Annotated in this window: 13 protein-coding genes; 9 read left to right on the top strand and 4 right to left on the bottom strand. The window is 60.2% G+C overall.

Annotated features, from left to right (window positions below; genetic code table 11):
• The first annotated feature begins 57 nt into the window (after window positions 1-57).
• The 4 genes from ACSW29_RS26020 (at window position 58) to ACSW29_RS26005 (ending at window position 4,122) form a co-directional block, all read left to right on the top strand.
• Window positions 58-705 (top strand): response regulator transcription factor, encoded by a 648-nt coding sequence (locus ACSW29_RS26020; protein WP_020907981.1) that lies wholly within the window; start codon window positions 58-60, stop codon window positions 703-705.
• On the top strand, window positions 702-2,393 hold the full coding sequence (locus ACSW29_RS26015) for a GAF domain-containing sensor histidine kinase (RefSeq protein WP_317826461.1): 1,692 nt from the start codon (window positions 702-704) through the stop codon (window positions 2,391-2,393). The genes ACSW29_RS26020 and ACSW29_RS26015 overlap by 4 nt, the downstream gene beginning before the upstream one ends.
• Before the next feature lie 2 nt (window positions 2,394-2,395).
• Entirely contained in the window at window positions 2,396-2,977 is a 582-nt protein-coding gene (locus tag ACSW29_RS26010; protein ID WP_080656740.1) for a flavodoxin domain-containing protein, read from the top strand.
• A 125-nt stretch (window positions 2,978-3,102) separates the two neighbouring features.
• On the top strand, window positions 3,103-4,122 hold the full coding sequence (locus ACSW29_RS26005; protein ID WP_448278652.1) for an Acg family FMN-binding oxidoreductase: 1,020 nt from the start codon (window positions 3,103-3,105) through the stop codon (window positions 4,120-4,122).
• On the opposite strand, the gene ACSW29_RS26000 is transcribed toward ACSW29_RS26005, so the two are convergent.
• The gene (locus tag ACSW29_RS26000) at window positions 4,106-5,593 is read right to left on the bottom strand and encodes a bifunctional aminoglycoside phosphotransferase/ATP-binding protein (RefSeq protein ID WP_448278651.1); all 1,488 of its coding nucleotides are present in this window, start codon (window positions 5,591-5,593) and stop codon (window positions 4,106-4,108) included. The genes ACSW29_RS26005 and ACSW29_RS26000 overlap by 17 nt on opposite strands.
• Window positions 5,594-5,756: 163 nt before the next feature.
• Here ACSW29_RS26000 and ACSW29_RS25995 point away from each other — a divergent pair, with 163 nt between their 5' ends.
• Window positions 5,757-8,093 carry a heavy metal translocating P-type ATPase gene (locus ACSW29_RS25995; RefSeq protein WP_448278650.1) on the top strand — a complete coding sequence of 779 codons (2,337 nt, stop codon included), beginning with the start codon at window positions 5,757-5,759 and terminating at the stop codon, window positions 8,091-8,093.
• A 54-nt stretch (window positions 8,094-8,147) separates the two neighbouring features.
• Here the strand turns inward: ACSW29_RS25995 and ACSW29_RS25990 are convergent, their stop codons facing one another.
• Complete coding sequence (locus ACSW29_RS25990; RefSeq protein WP_448278649.1) at window positions 8,148-8,732, bottom strand: Rv1733c family protein; 585 nt, start codon at window positions 8,730-8,732, stop codon at window positions 8,148-8,150.
• Window positions 8,733-8,768: 36 nt separating this feature from the next.
• Entirely contained in the window at window positions 8,769-9,569 is an 801-nt protein-coding gene (locus ACSW29_RS25985) for a slipin family protein (RefSeq protein WP_448278942.1), read from the bottom strand.
• A gap of 279 nt (window positions 9,570-9,848) precedes the next feature.
• Between ACSW29_RS25985 and ACSW29_RS25980 the strand changes: the two genes are divergently transcribed.
• Entirely contained in the window at window positions 9,849-12,638 is a 2,790-nt protein-coding gene (locus ACSW29_RS25980) for a cation-translocating P-type ATPase (protein WP_448278648.1), read from the top strand.
• 8 nt (window positions 12,639-12,646) lie between these two features.
• Here the strand turns inward: ACSW29_RS25980 and ACSW29_RS25975 are convergent, their stop codons facing one another.
• Window positions 12,647-13,903 carry a serine hydrolase domain-containing protein gene (locus ACSW29_RS25975; protein WP_448278647.1) on the bottom strand — a complete coding sequence of 419 codons (1,257 nt, stop codon included), beginning with the start codon at window positions 13,901-13,903 and terminating at the stop codon, window positions 12,647-12,649.
• A 743-nt stretch (window positions 13,904-14,646) separates the two neighbouring features.
• Here ACSW29_RS25975 and ACSW29_RS25970 point away from each other — a divergent pair.
• The 3 genes from ACSW29_RS25970 to ACSW29_RS25960 all read left to right on the top strand — a co-directional run bounded on the left by ACSW29_RS25970 (window position 14,647) and on the right by ACSW29_RS25960 (window position 17,586).
• Entirely contained in the window at window positions 14,647-15,750 is a 1,104-nt protein-coding gene (locus ACSW29_RS25970; RefSeq protein WP_317826467.1) for a 3-oxoacyl-ACP synthase III family protein, read from the top strand.
• Window positions 15,734-16,618, top strand: coding sequence for a 3-oxoacyl-ACP synthase III family protein (locus ACSW29_RS25965; RefSeq protein WP_019748714.1), 885 nt, complete (start codon window positions 15,734-15,736; stop codon window positions 16,616-16,618). The genes ACSW29_RS25970 and ACSW29_RS25965 overlap by 17 nt, the downstream gene beginning before the upstream one ends.
• A gap of 83 nt (window positions 16,619-16,701) precedes the next feature.
• On the top strand, window positions 16,702-17,586 hold the full coding sequence (locus ACSW29_RS25960; protein WP_317826469.1) for a universal stress protein: 885 nt from the start codon (window positions 16,702-16,704) through the stop codon (window positions 17,584-17,586).
• The last annotated feature ends 24 nt before the right edge of the window (window positions 17,587-17,610 follow it).

Raw genomic sequence — 17,610 nt, 5'->3', positions numbered from 1 at the left:
GTCGGGCTATGGGTAGTCGTTGAGTGCGTGCTGCGTGAGGTGAGGACGGATGATCACATGACCGACGTATTTCTGGTGGACGATCACGAGGTTGTGCGCCGTGGCCTCGTGGAGTTACTCGAGGGAGACCCGGGGCTGAGGGTAGTAGGGGAGGCGTCGAATTATGCCCACGCGATGGCACGAATACCTGCTCTGAAACCAGACGTGGCTGTTCTCGATGTTCGGCTTCCGGATGGAAACGGGATCGAACTGTGTCGCGAGTTGTTGTCGAAGTTGCCTGCATTGCGATGCCTCATCCTCACCTCGTTCGAAGACGATCAGGCGATGCTCGATGCGATTCTGGCCGGTGCCAGTGGCTACGTGGTCAAGGACATCAAGGGACTGGACTTGGCCAGGGCGGTGCGAGATGTCGGCGCGGGGAAATCGTTGCTCGACAACAGAGCTGCTGCGGCGTTGATGGCGAAATTGCGTACCGATGCGGCTGACAAGAACGGCCCATTCGAGGAACTGAGCCAGCAGGAGCGCGTATTGCTGGGATTACTTGGTGAAGGCCTGACGAATCGACAGATTGCGGCGCGAATGTTTTTGGCGGAGAAGACCGTGAAGAATTACGTTTCCCGTTTGTTGAGCAAACTTGGCGTGGAGCGTAGAACTCAAGCGGCGATACTGGCAACGAAGATGCACGAGCACCTTCCGCAGCCATGACTCACTCCGAGCCGGGTTCTGAAGCTCATGCCGGAATGGTACCGAACGACTTCGGCGTGCCGTCCGGCGAAGGCATTCATGTCGACGGACTTCTCGAAGCTCTACTGGCGGTCTCGGCAGGACTCGACTTGGATACGACTCTGCGTACGATCGTCAAATCCGCTATCGCGTTGGTCGATGCCAGGTTCGGTGCACTCGGAGTGGTCGGCGACAGTGAGGAACTGAAGCAATTCGTCTACGAAGGAATCGACGAGACCGGGCGGGAACTGATAGGTGACCTCCCCCGCGGACGCGGTGTGCTCGGCGCCCTGATCTCTGATCCGAAGCCACTGCGGTTGGATGATCTGTCAAAACATGAGGCCTCCGTGGGTTTCCCCGACCATCATCCGCCGATGAAAACCTTTCTCGGCGTACCGATACAGACTCGTGGCCAGGTGTTCGGCAATCTCTACCTCACCGAGAAGTCGAACGGGCGAGCTTTCACCGCGCACGACGAGATGATCGTTCTCGCGCTCGCATCGGCCGCCGGCATCGCGATCGACAACTCCCAGCTGTACGCCCTGACGAAAATGAAACAAGAATGGCTGCTCGCGACCGGCGAGGTAACGACAGCATTGTTGGCCGGCGCTGATGCGCTCGGGGTTCTCCAACTGATCGCAGACAAGTCGTTGTCACTCACTTCATCTGACTGCGCATTTCTGGCGGTACCTCCGGATCCTGAGCTGACGGGAGTAGCGACCGCCGAGTTGGTGGTCACTGTCGCGAGTGGGCTTGATTCCGAAACCTTGGTCGGACACGGAATTCCGTTGGACTTCTCCACATCGGGCGCGGTCTACCGGAACAAATTTCCGATTGTGACGGAGTCATTGGAATTCGATCCGGGGTTCGGTGAGGGACATGACTACGGACCTGCGATCGTGCTGCCACTTCGAGACGGACAACAGGTTCGAGGAGTCCTGGCGGTATTGAAATTGCTTGGGGCGGAGCAATACGGAGCGGATCAGTTGGCGTCCATGTCGGCCTTTGCCGATCAAGGGGCTGTTGCACTGCGGCTGGCAGACAATCAACGGCGAATGGCAGAACTCGACATACTTGCTGACCGTGATCGGATCGCGCGTGATCTCCACGATCACGTGATTCAGCGAATCTTTGCTGTCGGATTGTCTGTTCAAGGCACGCTCCAGCGGACGCGGGCTCCTGACATACATCAAAGGCTCAGTGGGACCATCGACGACTTGCAGGACATCATTCAAGACATTCGCCGTGCCATCTTCGACTTGCATGCGACCGAGGACGGCGCCCCTTCACTTCGGAGTCGCCTGAACCAAGTTGTCGCCGAGACGAGCGCTGACACCGATCTGCGGGTGACGGTCCAAGTAAGGGGCCCACTGTCTGTCGTCGATCCGTCTCTGGGCGAGCAAGCTGAGGCGGTGGTGCGAGAGGCGCTCAGCAATGTGGTCCGACACGCGCAGGCGTCCACCGTAGCGATCGTCATAGATGTGCACGATTCATTGACCGTCACGATCGCCGATGACGGAATCGGCTTGCCACCAGGTGCACATCGGCGCGGGCTGAAGAATCTGTGCGAGCGAGCATTCGCCTTGGGTGGGACCTTTGACGCACAGTCCCCTGATGGCGGCGGTACAACTCTCGTCTGGTCGGTTCCCCTTCCTGATGGGAACGAGTGACGATGACCAAGATTCTGATCGCGTACGCGAGTGCCAAAGGATCGACGCGAGGTGTAGCCGGAAGGATCGCGGAACGGTGTGGTGCTGCAGGATTCGACGTGAAGATGTTTCCTGCGGTCGAGAGCCCAGGGCACGAATGGTTCGACGCTGTGATCTTGGGAAGCGCCATTCACGACATGGATTGGTTGCCCTCCGCCACAGTCGTTGTCGATCGACGGAGGGTGGAAGTGAAGACTCAACCGGTGTGGGCCTTCTCGGTCGCGACATGGGGCGAGACATCGACGCTTCTGTCTACGCGACTGACTCGTCGAATCAGAAAGTCGGCGACTGAACCGAGGACGGTGACAAAACTTCGCAAATCCGCGGACTTGCGAGACCATCGCCGGTTCGCTGGTGCGTTGACACGTGGAGACTGGCCCCTGGTCGGGCGCATTGTCTTCAAGATCATGGGCGGTCGATACTCGGATGCTCGAGACTGGGCCGACATCGATGCGTGGGCGGACAAGATCACGGAACAACTCCGTGGCGGTGAATTCAAGTACTCCGCACGAACCGAGGATGCCTCACGAGAGTTCGATGATTGACACAAGTTGATTGACAAAGGGCCGTAGCGAACAGTGCGGGGCGAGGCGCACGATCAACAGAGACGTTTGCCGCTCGTCCGACAGCAGACGACTTCGACGAGAGTGATCTAACCATGGTGCGCTACGTGAGCGCGGATTCCGAGACGATCAGCAACGCTGTCCGTTGGGCCTGCGCGGCGCCGTCTGTTCACAACGTCCAACCGTGGGCTTGGCGACTGCGGCGCGGTGAACTTGAACTCCGCGTCGATCGGCTGCGCTCGATCCCGGTGGAGGATCCTGCCGGCAGGCAACTGATCATCAGCTGTGGCGCCGCCTTGCATCATTTGCGAGTTACATTGGAACACAACCTCATCGAGCCCATTGTCGCGACGTTTCCCGACCGTGGGCAACCGGACCTGCTCGCGGTGATCACCTTCAGAGGGCGAGCGCGCGCGATGAGTGCCGACGCGGGCCTCTTCGCATCGTTGGAACGCCGCCGCTCCGACCGACGGCCATTCGATGCACCCCCCGTCGGGTCGCTGGTCGGCCTTGCGCGGCAAGCCTCGGTGTTCGGGGCGTCGGCGATCAGTTTGTCACCGCAGTTCGGGGACATGCTCGCCCGAGCGGCCACAGTGGCCGCGGAGGAGCATCAGAGCGATCCGGCGTACTGGAACGAGTTGGAGAGTTGGATACGCTCGGCTCCGACCGCAGACGGTGTTCCGCGCAGTGCGTTGCCGGATGCATTGTCGATTCACGAGTCTGCGTCTGCACGAGCGTTTCCTTCGGGGCAACTGAGGATCGGGCATGGAGTGAGGGACGATGCAGCATTGATACTGCTCAGTACGGTTACGGACACACCGATCGACTGGCTGAACGTAGGTCAGGCGATGTCCTCGCTGCTGTTACATGCCACCGCGTCGCACCTGGCAACCTGCCCTCTGACACATTTGACCGAAGTGGAATCAAGTCGGGAAATCGTTCGAGATGTTGCTTCGAGATCCGGCGAGACACTTCAGAATCCACAGGTGATGATTCGTGTCGGGTTGGAGAGAGAACCGTCCGACGCGGTGATCGATGCCGCAGGGAGCGAAACACGTATCGAGGAACATCGACCAAGGGGCACAGGCCGTCGTCCACTCGAAGAGGTGCTCACCGTGTCGAGTTGACACCTTTACCCACACTCACTGACCGGCGCCAGACATCTACGGCCGACTCGGCGCTGACGTCGATGGATGTGTCGGTATCGATCGCGGTCGATTCGGGCCAAGGGTCGTGGCCTTGCGCGATGGCGGCTGCAGTAGCCGTCGTGGCGTCGGAAAGCGTATTCCTGCGCGTTGCTATTCGTTGAACGGCGACAGGTAGCGGTGTGCTGGTCGACAGGCTGATCAACGTCGACGCTGTCGAGGTGCATAACAGTTCGGCTTCCCTGCGGTGTCGAGACCGAGCCCATGTTGCATCGAGTACGACCGACTCACCCATCGAGAGGTGATCGCGGGCACGATCGAGCATTTCGCTGTAGACGGTGTGAACCGAGTCGGGCGAATACAGTCCCGATTGATAGGCGTCGGCGGAGCCGCGGAGTGCGCCGGCATCGACGAGTTCGCGCCGCACGCGGTCGCTGGAGATGACTGTAGCGCCGGTGTGTGCGGCAAGAGCGAGGGATAATGTCGTTTTACCGGTTCCCGGAAAGCCGCCCACCAGGCATAGTCGAACTTCGCCGTTGCGCAGGTGGTTGTCGGCAAGATCAAGGTGCCGTTCGAGCGCGGCCTGACTATTCGAATCGCCTTGCTGCAGACGCAGAGCGTCGACCTTGGCACGAACCGTGGCGCGATAGGCGATGTAATGGTCGATCAACGAAATCGGCGGCTGGTCCTTCGATTTCGCGACGATCGAGGCAAGGAACTCCCTCGCAAGATCCTCATAGCCGAGAAACTCCAGGTCCATGGCGAGGAAACAGCTGTCGTCGAGAATATCGACGAATCTGAGTTGGTCGTCGAAGTCGAGGCAGTCGAGAATCTTGGGTCCGTCGGGCAGTACGAAAATATCGTCCGCGAGAAGGTCTCCGTGGCCGTCCACGATGCAACCTTCGGCGATTCTCGAATCGAACAGGGACCGACGCCCACACAGGTATCTCGTAGACATCGACTCGAGGTGATCGAGTCGGCAGGGCGGGAGGAGACCCGCACACAATTGGCGCAATTCGGCAAGATTCGATACCCATCGGTGTCCGACGCCTGTTGATGTTCCTTGTTCGGATATTCGCTCGCCCCTGGCTGCTCGCCTGTGAAAGTCCGACACTGCCGCTGCGATCTCGTCCAATGCGTGTGCGACATCCTGATTCGTCGCAGCCAACGCGGACAGTCTTCGCTCATCGGGCATACGCACCATCACCAGAATCGGCTCGCTCGACTGGTCGACCGGGTCGACCACGTGTGTCACTCCGCGGTAGACACCCTCGCAGATCCTTTGATTCAACGTGAGTTCACGTTGCAGAGCGTCCTCTCGTCGTGAAGGTTCGCTGAAGTCGAGGAATGGCGTGGAAATGGCCTTTTTGATCTTGTACGCGCGGTCACCTACAAGTACGACGACCCCGGTAGTCGTTTCCTTTACGTCGAGATACGAAGCATGAATGCTCATCTGATCTCCCCTCGAACTGAAGCGGTTCCCACACGGAGATGCTCGATTCCTCGATCCTTCAAGTCTGGACTAAACAGCGGTCAACCGTCGCGGGGCATTGCGGTGTCTCAGTCGGGCATTACGGCACTAGTGGTCGCGGCGCGGCAATGACGACGCTGGAATCATGTCGCTGATCCGAGACCTGTTCCAGCGCTTGACGACGAAAGCCGAGTCCCTTCTCCTGATCGCGACTGTGTCTGCGCTCGCCGGTGGCGTTCTCGCCTGGTCGCTCGATCAGCGCGCCGTTGCCGACGGGATGTGGGCCTTGGGGACAATTGCGGCGTTGCTGCCGGCAGGGTGGTGGGTTGTCGACGGGTTGCGCAGAGGACGGGCGGGCGTCGATGTCATTGCAGTTCTGTCGCTGCTCGGAACGATTTTGGTAGGGGAGTATCTGGCCGGTGCGTTGATTGCAGTCATGCTGGCGACCGGGCGAACCCTCGATGCGGCGGCCAATCGTCGAGCGGCGCGAGATCTTCGTTCCCTTCGTGAACATGTTCCGAGGACTGCGCAACGCGAAGAGCGCGGCCAACTTCGGACGGTTGCGGTCGACGAGATCGAGCCAGGCGACCGAATCTTCCTCAGCTCCGGGGACGTCGTACCCACGGACGGATGGATTGTCGGTGAACCGGCAGTCTTCGACGAATCCGCTCTGACGGGTGAATCGAAAGTAGTGGAGCGCTCGATCGGCGACCCGGTTCGCAGTGGCGTGGTGAATGCGGGTGGTGGTTGTCGAATCGAGTCGAGTCGGACGGCCAGATCGAGCACGTACGCGGCGGTGGTTTCGCTTGCCCAGGAAGCGGCCGCCGACAGTGCGCCGATCGTGCGTGTGGCCGACCGCGTGGCGGCGTGGTTCATACCCGTGACACTGCTCGTGAGTGGCTTTGCGTGGATGTCGAGTGGCTCTGCCACACGTGCGGTTGCCGTACTAGTCGTCGCGACCCCGTGTCCGCTTTTGCTGGCTGCACCCGTTGCTATCGTTTCCGGTCTCTCACGGGCATCGCGGATCGGTGTGATCGTCAGGTCCGGCGGTGCACTGGAGAGGCTCGGAAATGTCAAGACTCTCGTTATCGACAAGACGGGGACTTTGACCACAGGGAAACCCACACAATCGGATATCGTCTGCGGAGAGGACGTCGACAGCTCTTCAATTCTCCGCCTGGCTGCATCCGCAGACCAAGTGTCCTCACATATCTTGGCGGAGTCCATCGTTCGAAGTGCGCGAGCGCAGGGTTTGTTGCTCAGTACACCCGAATCGGTGACCGAACGGCCAGGGTATGGAGTGACCGCAACGGTCGACGGTCATGTCGTCGAAGTCGGCAGAATCGCCGGCGCGATCGACCGCCCCGGCTGGGCCGCATCAGTGGAGAATCGCGCGAGGCTCGACGGAGCGGTCGTGGTGTGGGTGCGGATCGACGATCAACTCAGCGGGGCGCTACTGCTGATCGATCCGATTCGCAACGACGCACCTTGGACGATACGGCGCTTGCGATCGGCCGGCATCGGCAAGATCGTGATGCTGACTGGCGACCGTCCGGAACCTGCAGTCGAGGTCGGATGTGTCCTCGGACTGGACGCGGTTCATGCGGAACAGGAACCTGCCGACAAGGTCGTGCGAGTACGCGAAGAATCCGAGCGCGCGGTGACCGTCATGGTGGGAGACGGAATAAACGACGCGCCGGCGCTGGCCGCAGCATCGGTCGGTATCGCCATGGGTGCACGAGGTGCGACGGCATCGTCTGAAGCGGCTGACATCGTCTTGACGACAGACCGGTTGTCTCGGGTAGCCGATGCAATGGATATTGCTCGGCGATCTCGTCGAATTGCTGTGCAGAGTGCCACTGTCGGTACCGGGCTTTCTGTGGTCGCGATGGCTTTTGCAGCGTTCGGATTGCTGGCTCCGGCGGTGGGTGCCTTGTTGCAGGAGTTGATAGATGTTGCAGTGATACTGAACGCGTTACGTGCGCTTGGGCACGGACGGTCGAGTGTGCCGAAGCTCGAACCTGAGTTGGAGCGGATGCTTCGCGGATTCTCCACGGAGCATCGTCGTATGCGCGCAGATCTCGATTCGATTCGTGTCGCTGCGGATGCTCTCTCGGGTGACGACCGTGTGTTGGCAATGCGGCGACTTCATCAGACCAATCGGCTTCTCCAGGAGGTGGTTCTTCCGCACGAGCGGGCCGAGGGGGCGAAACTGTATCCAGCACTAGAGCGTTCGTTGGGTGGCGCGGATTCCATCTCGGCGGTGGCCGACGCTCACTCCGAGATCGAGAGACTCTGCCGACGGGTCGAGAATCATGTCAGGGCCGCGGACAAGCTGGGAGCGGTGGACGATGCTCAGGTCGGAGACCTTCTCGCGTGTCTCTACGGTCTCTATGCGGTGCTGAAGTTGCATTTCCGTCAGGAAGAAGAGAGCTATTTCGTCCTCGCAGATCGATCGGAGAGGGAAGGGAGTAGCAGTTGATCTGCGTCGCAGACGAATCCAGTCGCAGACGAATCCACTTGGATTTTTGTTACTTCATGCGTGTGGTGGGAAGGCCCCCGACCACTCTGCATCCCAGGCGCGACCGTTGCGCCAACTGATCAGTGTTTTTGCGGCAGTGAGCATTCCGTGCACAGCAAGAACGCTCGCACAATACAACGTGATCGCAGCAGCGATTCCGTCGACAGCCGTGCTCGACGTCTGAGGGGGAGGCGGAACCTGATCGCCCGTTGCATTCGTCCACACGGCGATCGTGTCACCGGGACGTGCGCTGAAGTGAGCAACCATTGGTTCGGTGCGTGCAGTTCCGTTCATGGTCCATGCCACGACCTTGCGCGCGGCTCCCATGTCTTTTGTCCCGGGAACCGGGTCGGGACTCACCGTGCCACTCCATTGGCTGTCGACGTGCTGTTGCTGTTCGATTCGCGCTCGGCCGGACGCGTAGACGGACGTGCCGACTGCTGCTGCGACAGGTATCGCAAGAGTCCCGATTGCGACTGCGGCGATGACCAAGGAGGACCAGATACGATCCGACGGACGCATGAGTCGGTTCGAAGACCAGGGAGCTTGGTTCCACCAGCGAGTGGGTCGTCCCGTCGTGTGAATCAGATCTTTACGCATGGTGCCGGCCTCCTGGACCGGTCTGGAGTGGAGGCATCACGGTCGGCTGGCGCTGAGGGAGCTTGCGTTGAAAGTTGTCTCTTTCATGGCGTTTTCCTTCGCACCATGACTGGAGAGATCCTCCGCAGATGCGTTTTCCCGATGAAGAAACGAACCGAGTTCGCCGATTGCGCTCATCAGGGGTGCGGGGAAGACCACGGTGGTGTTTTTCTCGACGCCGAGCTCTGCGAGGGTCTGCAGGTTGCGCAGTTGTAGCGCCAACGGGTGGTCCATCATTGTGTCCGACGCTTCGCCGAGCGCAGCGGCGGCTCGCGCTTCCCCTTCCGCTGCGATGATCTTTGCCCGCTTCTCTCGTTCGGCCTCTGCTTCAAGCGCCATGGCTCGCTTCATGCTTTCCGGAAGCTGAATGTCCTTGAGCTCTACCAGCGTTACCTCGACGCCCCAGTCGAGTGTCGTGGTATCGAGTATCTGACGGATACTGGTGTTGATCACGGCCGTTTCCGACAGAACCTCGTCGAGGGAATGCTGACCTACCACGTTTCGGAGCGTGGTTTGCGCGATCTGGTCGATGGCAGAGTTGACGCTCTCGATGGTCACCACGGATTTCTCCGCGTCGATGACGCGAAAATATGCGACGGCCGCGATATCGACGCTGACGTTGTCGCGGGTGATAACTCCCTGCGACTGGATAGGCATCGTGACGATACGCATCGAGACCTTGGTCATCCGGTCGACCGCGGGAATGATGAGTGTCAGACCGGGATTGCGTACCGCGATGATCCGCCCCAGCCGGAAATGAACACCGCGCTCGTACTGTGTGACGATTCGTATTGCCATTGCGAAAATCAGGAACAGGATTGTCGCAACCACGACGACGACGATGGTGGCGCTCACGGTGATTCTCGATTCTGTGCGGGGCAGGGGGCCAGACGAGCACCGTCGTGCGGGCGGGCGGACCTGCAGGCATGTCCGGTCTTCGTCCAGCTTTGCGTCGCGGTGTCGATTGCATACATGGCCGAATGTCACTAGTTGCACGGCAGGCGGACACTGTTTCGATCAGTGAGGCCATACGGCCTGAGTTGACTACCGAGTGCCCTGGTATCGCGTTCTCGGACGGTGAAACCTCGAACGAAGCAGTTGCACTTGGTTCTTGGTTCGCGAGGAGGTGTGCGTGTGTCTGAAGCGGTCGCTGATTCGAAATCAGATGCGGTGAATCCGCGTGAATCCGTGGAACGAATGTTTCGAGATCTCAGGTCAGATCGGCAAGGTCTCTCGGCCAGAGAAGCCGAACGACGGTCCCTCGTTCACGGTTCCAACGAACTGCAGCGTCGGCGTGGACGTGAGTGGCCTGGCGAGATACTCCGGCAGTTGACTCATCCCCTCGCGTTGCTGTTGTGGGTTGCCGCCGGACTTGCTGTTGTCAGTGGACCCTCTCCGCTGGCCGTGGCAATCGTTCTGGTGATTCTCGTCAATGCGGTGTTCGCGTTCGTTCAGGAGTTACATGCCGAACAAGCGGTGGAGGCGCTCTCTGCATTTCTCCCGGCAACGGCGGTGGTGGTCCGTGACCGCGCCGAGCAAGTGGTGGATGCACGGACCTTGGTGCCAGGTGATGTGATCGTTCTCGACGAAGGCGGCCGGGTATCGGCGGACGCGCGACTGATATCGGGCTCGGTGCAGGTAGATCTGTCCACACTGACCGGAGAGTCGGTTCCGGTCACTGTTTCTGCGGATTCGACAAGTAACGCAGGAGCTTTGGTTTCGGCCCGAGACATCGCCTTCAGTGGAACGGATGTGCTCGGCGGCAAAGCCATGGGATTGGTCTTCGCCACTGGTATGCGTACCGAGATCGGACGGATTGCTGCCCTTTCCCAGCGCGGGGGTCGTGACGAGAGTCCACTCGAGAAACAAGTGAAGAAGGTTGCCTGGCTGATCGCCTGTGTAGCGGTGGTGATGGGCGCGGCATTCATCCCCCTCGGTAGCCTGATCGCGGGACTGTCCTGGGGAGATTCGATCAACTTCGCAATCGGACTCCTTGTTGCCAACGTTCCCGAAGGGCTCCTTCCGATCATCACGTTGGCGCTGGCAGTCGGAGTACGCACCCTTGCTAAACGAGGTGCGTTGGTCAAAAGGATCTCGGCAGTGGAAACGCTCGGTTCCACCAGCGTTATCTGTACGGACAAGACCGGGACGCTGACACAGAACCGCATGCGAGTAACCAGGATATGGATGCCGAGCGACGTTCTGACCTTCGATGCAGACGATGCGGCCACCGATCCGTGGCCCGAGGGGACCGTGCCGCGTCGTCTGGCACACGCGATCACATCCTGTTGTACTGCAGAGCTCAGGGAGGGGTCAGGGGACGGCGACGAGTGCGACTCGGGGGATCCCACCGAGGTGGCATTGTTGAGGGCGGCGGAACACATCGGGGAGCCGCGAAACGCGGCCATCCAAGCACATCACACTATTTTTCCGTTCGATCCCGAGCTTCGTAGGATGTCGACGGTAGACCGAGTCGGTGATCGATTTCGGATCCAGGCGAAGGGGGCGCCGGAAGAGATTCTGTCTTTGTGCGTCCGCATCGTCGGTTCTGGGGCGTCCGAGCATGGTCTCGAGTCCTCGGAGCGCTCGGAAGTGGCAGCGGTGGTCCACAGGTGGGCACGTGAAGGACTGCGACTGATCGCCGTGGCAGAACGATCGGCCACCGCCGAGGAGGTTGAACAACTCTGTCGTCGAGATATCGAGCGCGACATGACATTGCTGGGGATCGTGGCGATGATCGATCCTCCGCGACCCGAAGTCCGTGCGGCGGTGGCAAAATGTCATACGGCCGGAATACGCATCATCGTGGTGACGGGCGATCACGGACTCACTGCACGCGGAATCGCGGAGAGTGTCGGAATCGGCAATGCGGGCTTACAAGTAGTAACCGGATCTGAACTCGAAGGTATGTCGGAGAAGGATCTCGACAGGCTCCTTTACACCGACAACGAGATCATCTTCGCTCGTAGTTCACCTGAAGAGAAGCTTCGGATCACGGATGCACTACGCGCCGGTGGCTATGTGGTCGCGATGACCGGCGACGGTGTCAATGATGCTCCAGCTCTGCGACGGTCGGACATCGGAGTGGCGATGGGGCGCTCGGGCACCGACGTCGCTCGGGAGGCTGCGACGATGGTTCTCACCGACGACAATTTCGCCACGATCGTCGACGCGGTCCAAGCTGGGCGCAGGGTCTACGACAATGTCCGAAAATTTATCGTCTACATTTTCGCTCACGCGACACCGGAAGTGGTGCCCTTTCTCGTCTATGCGCTCTCCGGTGGTCAGATTCCACTTCCATTGACCGTAATGCAAATACTGGCAATCGATTTGGGTACCGAGACATTGCCGGCGTTGGCTCTCGGTCGGGAACGGGAGGAGCCTGGTTTGATGGATCGGGCGCCGCGAAAGGCTTCACAAAATGTCGTGGACAAGGCGATGCTGGTCCGATCGTGGGGCGTCCTGGGGGGCGTGTCGGCTGCAGCAGTCATGGTGTTGTTCATGACAACTCTCGTGTCCGGAGGCTGGACATTCGGGGCTGACGTGTCGTCAGGTGCGCTCGAGCACACCTGGAAGCTGGCGACGACAATGAGTTTCCTCGGGATCGTTTCGTGTCAGATCGGTACCGCCGTCGCTTCTCGCACTGAGCGAGCGTCCTTGCGGGAGATCGGGCTGTTCTCGAACCGTTTGTTGCTCTGGGGGATTGCGTTCGAGGTTGTCTTTGCCGCTGTTGTGGTGACGGTTCCGACGGCGCAGCGCCTATTCGGCACAGTCTCGCCCTCGTGGTATCAGGTTCTGTGGTTACTGCCCTTGCCGGTCTTGGTGTGGGGATGCGACGAATTCTGGCGGTGGACGCGACGTCGCTGATCGGCGGCCTACAACGTGCGGGCGATGGCTTCCGCTTTGGCGCCCAATCCAGCCAGCCTGAGGTCGGCGAACGGAGTTAGGGGGCCGCCCATTCTGTTCGTGACGAAAGCGACGGACAAACGAGTTTCGGGATCGGCGAACGCGCCTGATCCGCCGAGGCCGTAGTGCCCGAAGGCCTGCAGCGACCGAGTGCGGCTGGTGACGAACGCCGAGTGATAGCCGAGTCTCCAGTTCATGTGGATTCCGAGTACGTAATCGCGTGCAGTGGTCTGCACTTCGCTGACCTGTTCCAGGGTGTCTTCGCTCAGAAACCTGATTCCACCCACAATTCCCTCGTTGGCAAGTGCTGCATACATACGAGCAAGGGCACGCGCGCTGAACACGCCGTTCCAGCCGGGCATCACGTAGTCATGGATCGTGGGATTGCGGACGAGTTCGTCGAAACCTGCCGGCATGCCGGCATCCGCGATATTTCTGAGCGCCGGTATCCGGGCCAAAGCGAACGAAGCGGTATCCCACGGCATTTTGAACTGATTGATGTGGGGGAACAACCTCGCGATCCGATGCCGTTCGTCTTCGGGGACCTGGAACCAGAATTCTGGAATACCAAGAGGTTCCGCGATCTCGGTGCGGACGAGGTCTGTAAATGATGAGCCGGTGGCGCGAGTTGTGAGTTCGGCGACGAGAGATCCGAATGTGACTGCGTGGTATCCGGGTGCGCCCAGGCGGCGGTGGTCCGGAGTGGCCGAAGCAAGGGCATTGGCGATGCTGTCGTGATCGAGCATCGCCAATCGGCCGGGAACCAGTCCTCGTACACGATGCAGCCCAGCCCGGTGAGCCAACAGCTGCCGTACTGTCACGGTGTCCTTACCGGCGCTTGCGAATTCGGGCCAATACTCTGCGACGGGTGTGTCGTAATCGATCAGCCCGCGTTCGACGAGACGGTGCAAAACTGTACTCGCGACGCCTTTTCCGGTGGAGAAAGACACGGACACGGTGTCAGATTGCCAGCGGGTGTCTGGGGTCGACCACCCGGCCCAGATATCGACGACAGGTTCCCCTCCCAGATATACCGCCAGTGCGCCGCCGCCGCTGGAGGGGCGCTCGAAGAGGCGAAAGAACTGTGCGGCCAGCTGACCGAACCGTGGATCGACGAGCATGACGCGCGGAGTGGACCGAACCGGGGACTCTGCTGAGACATCGCGAGGGACCGCGGGTGTATCGGCGGTCGGGAGTCGCTCCTCGAACTCGGGGAGGTTCGTCATGACGTCCACTTCTCTTCAGTCGGCGGTCGCTGATTACCACCTCGTTACTTCTCTGAAACACCTCGTGGATCGGAAGGATTCCTCGGCTGGGTCTCTTGTGACAGATGGTGCCGAAGTGCTCTCGAAAGAAGGACTTGCGGCAGGATGCGGAGCCTTGGCCACACCTGTGGATACGAGCAGAAAGACCCTGTATGTGCGTTGTGAAAGGGCGCATCATGAGGGGGGAAGCGTGAGTTCTCCGCTGGAGGGAGTGCGGACGACACGCATGGAGACGTTGGAGGCCTCGCTGTGATGCACGACCATTATTCGAGTGGTTGGAGTTGGGGTTACCTCTTGATGTTCGTAGGTATGGCCCTGTTCTGGGGCCTGCTGATCTTGGGCATCTTTCTGCTCATTCGCTATGCCGGACACGGACCTCCGGAGTCGGCGATTCGGCCGGCCGGTAGCAGTCCGCCGACAAGTTTTCCGCCGCCGCAACACAGCGCAGAACAACTTCTTTCCGAGCGATTCGCGCGTGGGGAAATTGATGAGAACGAGTATCGAAGCCGATTGACGATTCTGCGAACAGACCCATCCCCCTGAGTGATTCGGTACAAGCAAAGAAGGAGGTGACAGCCATGGATGCCATGCAAATGTTCCATATGTTCATGATGTGTCTCCACGGCATGGGCATACTTCCACCCATGCAGATGATGTCGATGCACTAGCTCCAGATCCAATCCCGGCGTGAGGTATCAAGTGACATGGTCAAACACTGGCTGTTGACGGATTCGGAAAGTAATGACAGACGAGTGCCGTATCGAACGCGGGTGGCGGGGGCAGGTCGGCATCTTCCCGTCACAAGACTCACGACTGAGGACTTGATGGCGACAACACGCCACGACACTGGTATCGACCTCGAACGACTGACTGGGATCCACGAGCGTCGGGTCAGCGTGGGCGATGAGGATTCCTACACTCTCGCAACAGCAGCCGCGCGGGATGCTTTGCATCGGTCGAGTTGTGCCGCCGAGTCGATAGATGTGGTGATCAGCTGCAGTATCACCAAGTTTCGGGGCGGCATGACTCAATGGCTCGAACCGACGATGAGTAGTGCCGTCGCGCGCACCCTCGGTGCAGACCGGGCTATGAGTTTCGACCTTTCGAATGCTTGCGCTGGGATGCTCACTGGGGTGATGGTGGCCAACAATTGGATCCGCCTGGGCTTGATCGAGCGGGCGCTGGTTGTCAGCGGTGAGTATATTTCCCAGCTCGGTCACAATGCTGCCAAGCATATTCACAACATATTGAGCAGAGAATTGGCTTCCTTGACCTTGGGCGATGCCGGCGCCGCACTTGTACTCGAACGGGCGCCCGTCGGTGCAGCCGGGATCCGCGTCGCCGGGTTTACAACGGTCGCGGACTACAGCCGGTTGTGTCTCGCTTACCCGAAGGGCAGCGAGCCGGGTGCTCGCATGTTCACCAATTCGCGAGCCATTCAGAAGGCCGCCATCGCCGATACCCCGTTACTCCTGCACGAGGTACTCGACACTCTCGGACTGTCGATCCATGACATCGACCATGTGATCACCCATCAAACTTCGGCGCGGGCAATCAAGAAGGGCATGGCTGAGATGGCGCTGTCGTTCGGCGACAGTCCGCGCCATGACGCGGTCATCACCGTCGATCGATACGGGAACACGGCCTCGACAACCCACACCGTGGCGTTGGTCGAAGAACTCGAAGCCGGCCGGATCAAACCGGGAGAGACAGTGGCATTGATCTCCTTGGCTTCCGGGCTGGAGATCGGGGTAGTGCTGGTGGAAATCGACGAAGAACTGGTGGCGTGCTATGGGAACGATCATTGAGCAGGTGAACGTCACTCGGGCTGGATGGCTGAGGCGGCACAGCGCACTGCACCTTGCGGTAGTGGCGGCTCAGTCGTGCCTCGGAAAGGCCGGTCGCAGCCCGGACGATTTGGATCTGCTCGTTAACGCAGGGTTGTACCGCGACCGAAACCTTGGTGAGCCGGCCCTGGCCGCGCTGATCCAGGACGACATCGGTGCTCATCCGGAAGACCCTCATACCGGCGAACACGGGACCTTCTCCTTCGATATCGCGAATGGCACCTGTGGCGTTCTGACCGCGCTGCAGATCGTCGATGGATTCCTTCGCTCTGGTGTGATCGAACTGGCTCTCGTCGTTGCCAGCGATGCAGACCCGGGGCACCGGCTCAGCGAGAGCTTTCCGTTTTCTGCAGCAGGCGGAGCGGCGTTGTGCCGCTGGACCGAGGATCGGTATGGGCTCGGCCCGGTGCATTGGGTCAATGATCTCGACAGCGGCGATTCCTTCCGGGCAACTGTCGGTCAGGCAGACAATCGAAACATCCTGCGTTTCCGGGAGACCGACTCGCTCGATGACGTCTACGCCGCCGCCGGTCACGAAGCAGTCACCGCATGTCTCCGGCAGGCGAAAATCGCTCTGGCCGACGTCGATTTCGTAGTGGCTGCTCCGGCTCGCCCGGCATTCCGTTCAGCGCTCGCGACACGGCTGGGGAGACCGAGCTCACGGGTCATCGTGGCGGATGACGAGTACATCCACACCGCTGCGCTGATCGCAGGTTTGGCGAGGGAGAAACCGCGACGATTTGCCGGCTCCCGAACGATGCTGGTCGCGGTAGGGGCGGGCGTGACCGCTGGCGCCGCGCTGTACGACGTGCCCCCGGAGTCAGATTGAGCTGAACAATTGTGTGGGTGAGGAAGCCATGGTCACCGACGTATCGGTGTTCGACGCTGATATCAATTGTTGTGGAGGTCCTGATGGTGAGATCTCCGATCATTGTGGGAATAGACGGGTCTCAGCACTCGCTGGACGCTCTGGGGTGGGCTACGCGAGAGGCAACCCTGCGTGGCTTGCCTCTACTGCTCGTTTGCTGCACGACCTATCGATACACAGCAGACGGTCCGTACCTGGCCCGAGAGTTATGTGACCGCGCAGATCGAGTGCTTGCCACGGCCCTTGGGATCGCCAGGGCTGACACAGTTGCCGGATCGATCGACGTCCAGGGGGAAGTGTCACACCAGTATGCTCCGGGAGCGCTCATCGATCGATCCGCGGATGCATCGATGATCGTGCTCGGTCGTCGCGGGCTCGATGAGTACTCCAGAGGGTTTGTCGGTTCGGTGTGCGCGGCGGTAGCACGTCGAGCGAAATGCCCAGTGGCAGTGATAGACGGTTGGTCAAGGGACGAGCCCGTCGCGGGACCCGTCGTAGTCGGCGTCGACGGCTCGATGAACAGTGATCCGGCCATCGGTCTCGCCTTCGAAGAATGTGCTCTTCGTGGAGCGGCCCTGGTAGTGCTGCACGCTTGTTTCGACCAGGATATGTCTACGCTGCAGGACGATTCGGCGACCGAGGTCCGCGCCGCGGTGGAGGCGGCAGGCCGGTTGGTGCTCGCGGAAAGTGTGTCCAGGTGGTGGAAGCAATTCCCTGAGGTCAGGGTGCGGCGGAATCTGGTTCGGGACCGGCCTGTTCGTCATCTCCTGGTTCTGGCGGCCGATGCCCAGCTCGTTGTGGTCGGAACCCGAGGAAGAGGCGGCTTCGCGGGGATGGACATCGGCTCGACCGGCACAGCTTTGCTGCACAAAACGCCGTGCCCACTCCTGATGGTCCGACAACCAGGCGGTGAATGTGTTGACGAATAGAGGATGGCATCGAAAGAAATTGTG

The sequence above is a fragment of the Rhodococcus sp. GB-02 genome (genome assembly GCF_053470465.1).
Note: the sequence above shows the minus strand (reverse complement) of the source record. Positions and strands in the feature narration are given on the sequence as shown.

What these genes read in the sequence shown, in the direction of transcription:
- ACSW29_RS25970 (WP_317826467.1), top strand. Translation starts at nt 14,647, where the DNA reads ATGGTCAAACACTGGCTGTTGACGGATTCGGAAAGTAATGACAGACGA.
- ACSW29_RS26000 (WP_448278651.1), bottom strand. Translation starts at nt 5,593, where the DNA reads ATGAGCATTCATGCTTCGTATCTCGACGTAAAGGAAACGACTACCGGG.
- ACSW29_RS25960 (WP_317826469.1), top strand. Translation starts at nt 16,702, where the DNA reads ATGGTGAGATCTCCGATCATTGTGGGAATAGACGGGTCTCAGCACTCG.
- ACSW29_RS25985 (WP_448278942.1), bottom strand. Translation starts at nt 9,569, where the DNA reads ATGGCAATACGAATCGTCACACAGTACGAGCGCGGTGTTCATTTCCGG.
- ACSW29_RS26015 (WP_317826461.1), top strand. Translation starts at nt 702, where the DNA reads ATGACTCACTCCGAGCCGGGTTCTGAAGCTCATGCCGGAATGGTACCG.
- ACSW29_RS25975 (WP_448278647.1), bottom strand. Translation starts at nt 13,903, where the DNA reads ATGACGAACCTCCCCGAGTTCGAGGAGCGACTCCCGACCGCCGATACA.
- ACSW29_RS26010 (WP_080656740.1), top strand. Translation starts at nt 2,396, where the DNA reads ATGACCAAGATTCTGATCGCGTACGCGAGTGCCAAAGGATCGACGCGA.
- ACSW29_RS25995 (WP_448278650.1), top strand. Translation starts at nt 5,757, where the DNA reads ATGTCGCTGATCCGAGACCTGTTCCAGCGCTTGACGACGAAAGCCGAG.
- ACSW29_RS26020 (WP_020907981.1), top strand. Translation starts at nt 58, where the DNA reads ATGACCGACGTATTTCTGGTGGACGATCACGAGGTTGTGCGCCGTGGC.
- ACSW29_RS25990 (WP_448278649.1), bottom strand. Translation starts at nt 8,732, where the DNA reads ATGCGTAAAGATCTGATTCACACGACGGGACGACCCACTCGCTGGTGG.
- ACSW29_RS25965 (WP_019748714.1), top strand. Translation starts at nt 15,734, where the DNA reads ATGGGAACGATCATTGAGCAGGTGAACGTCACTCGGGCTGGATGGCTG.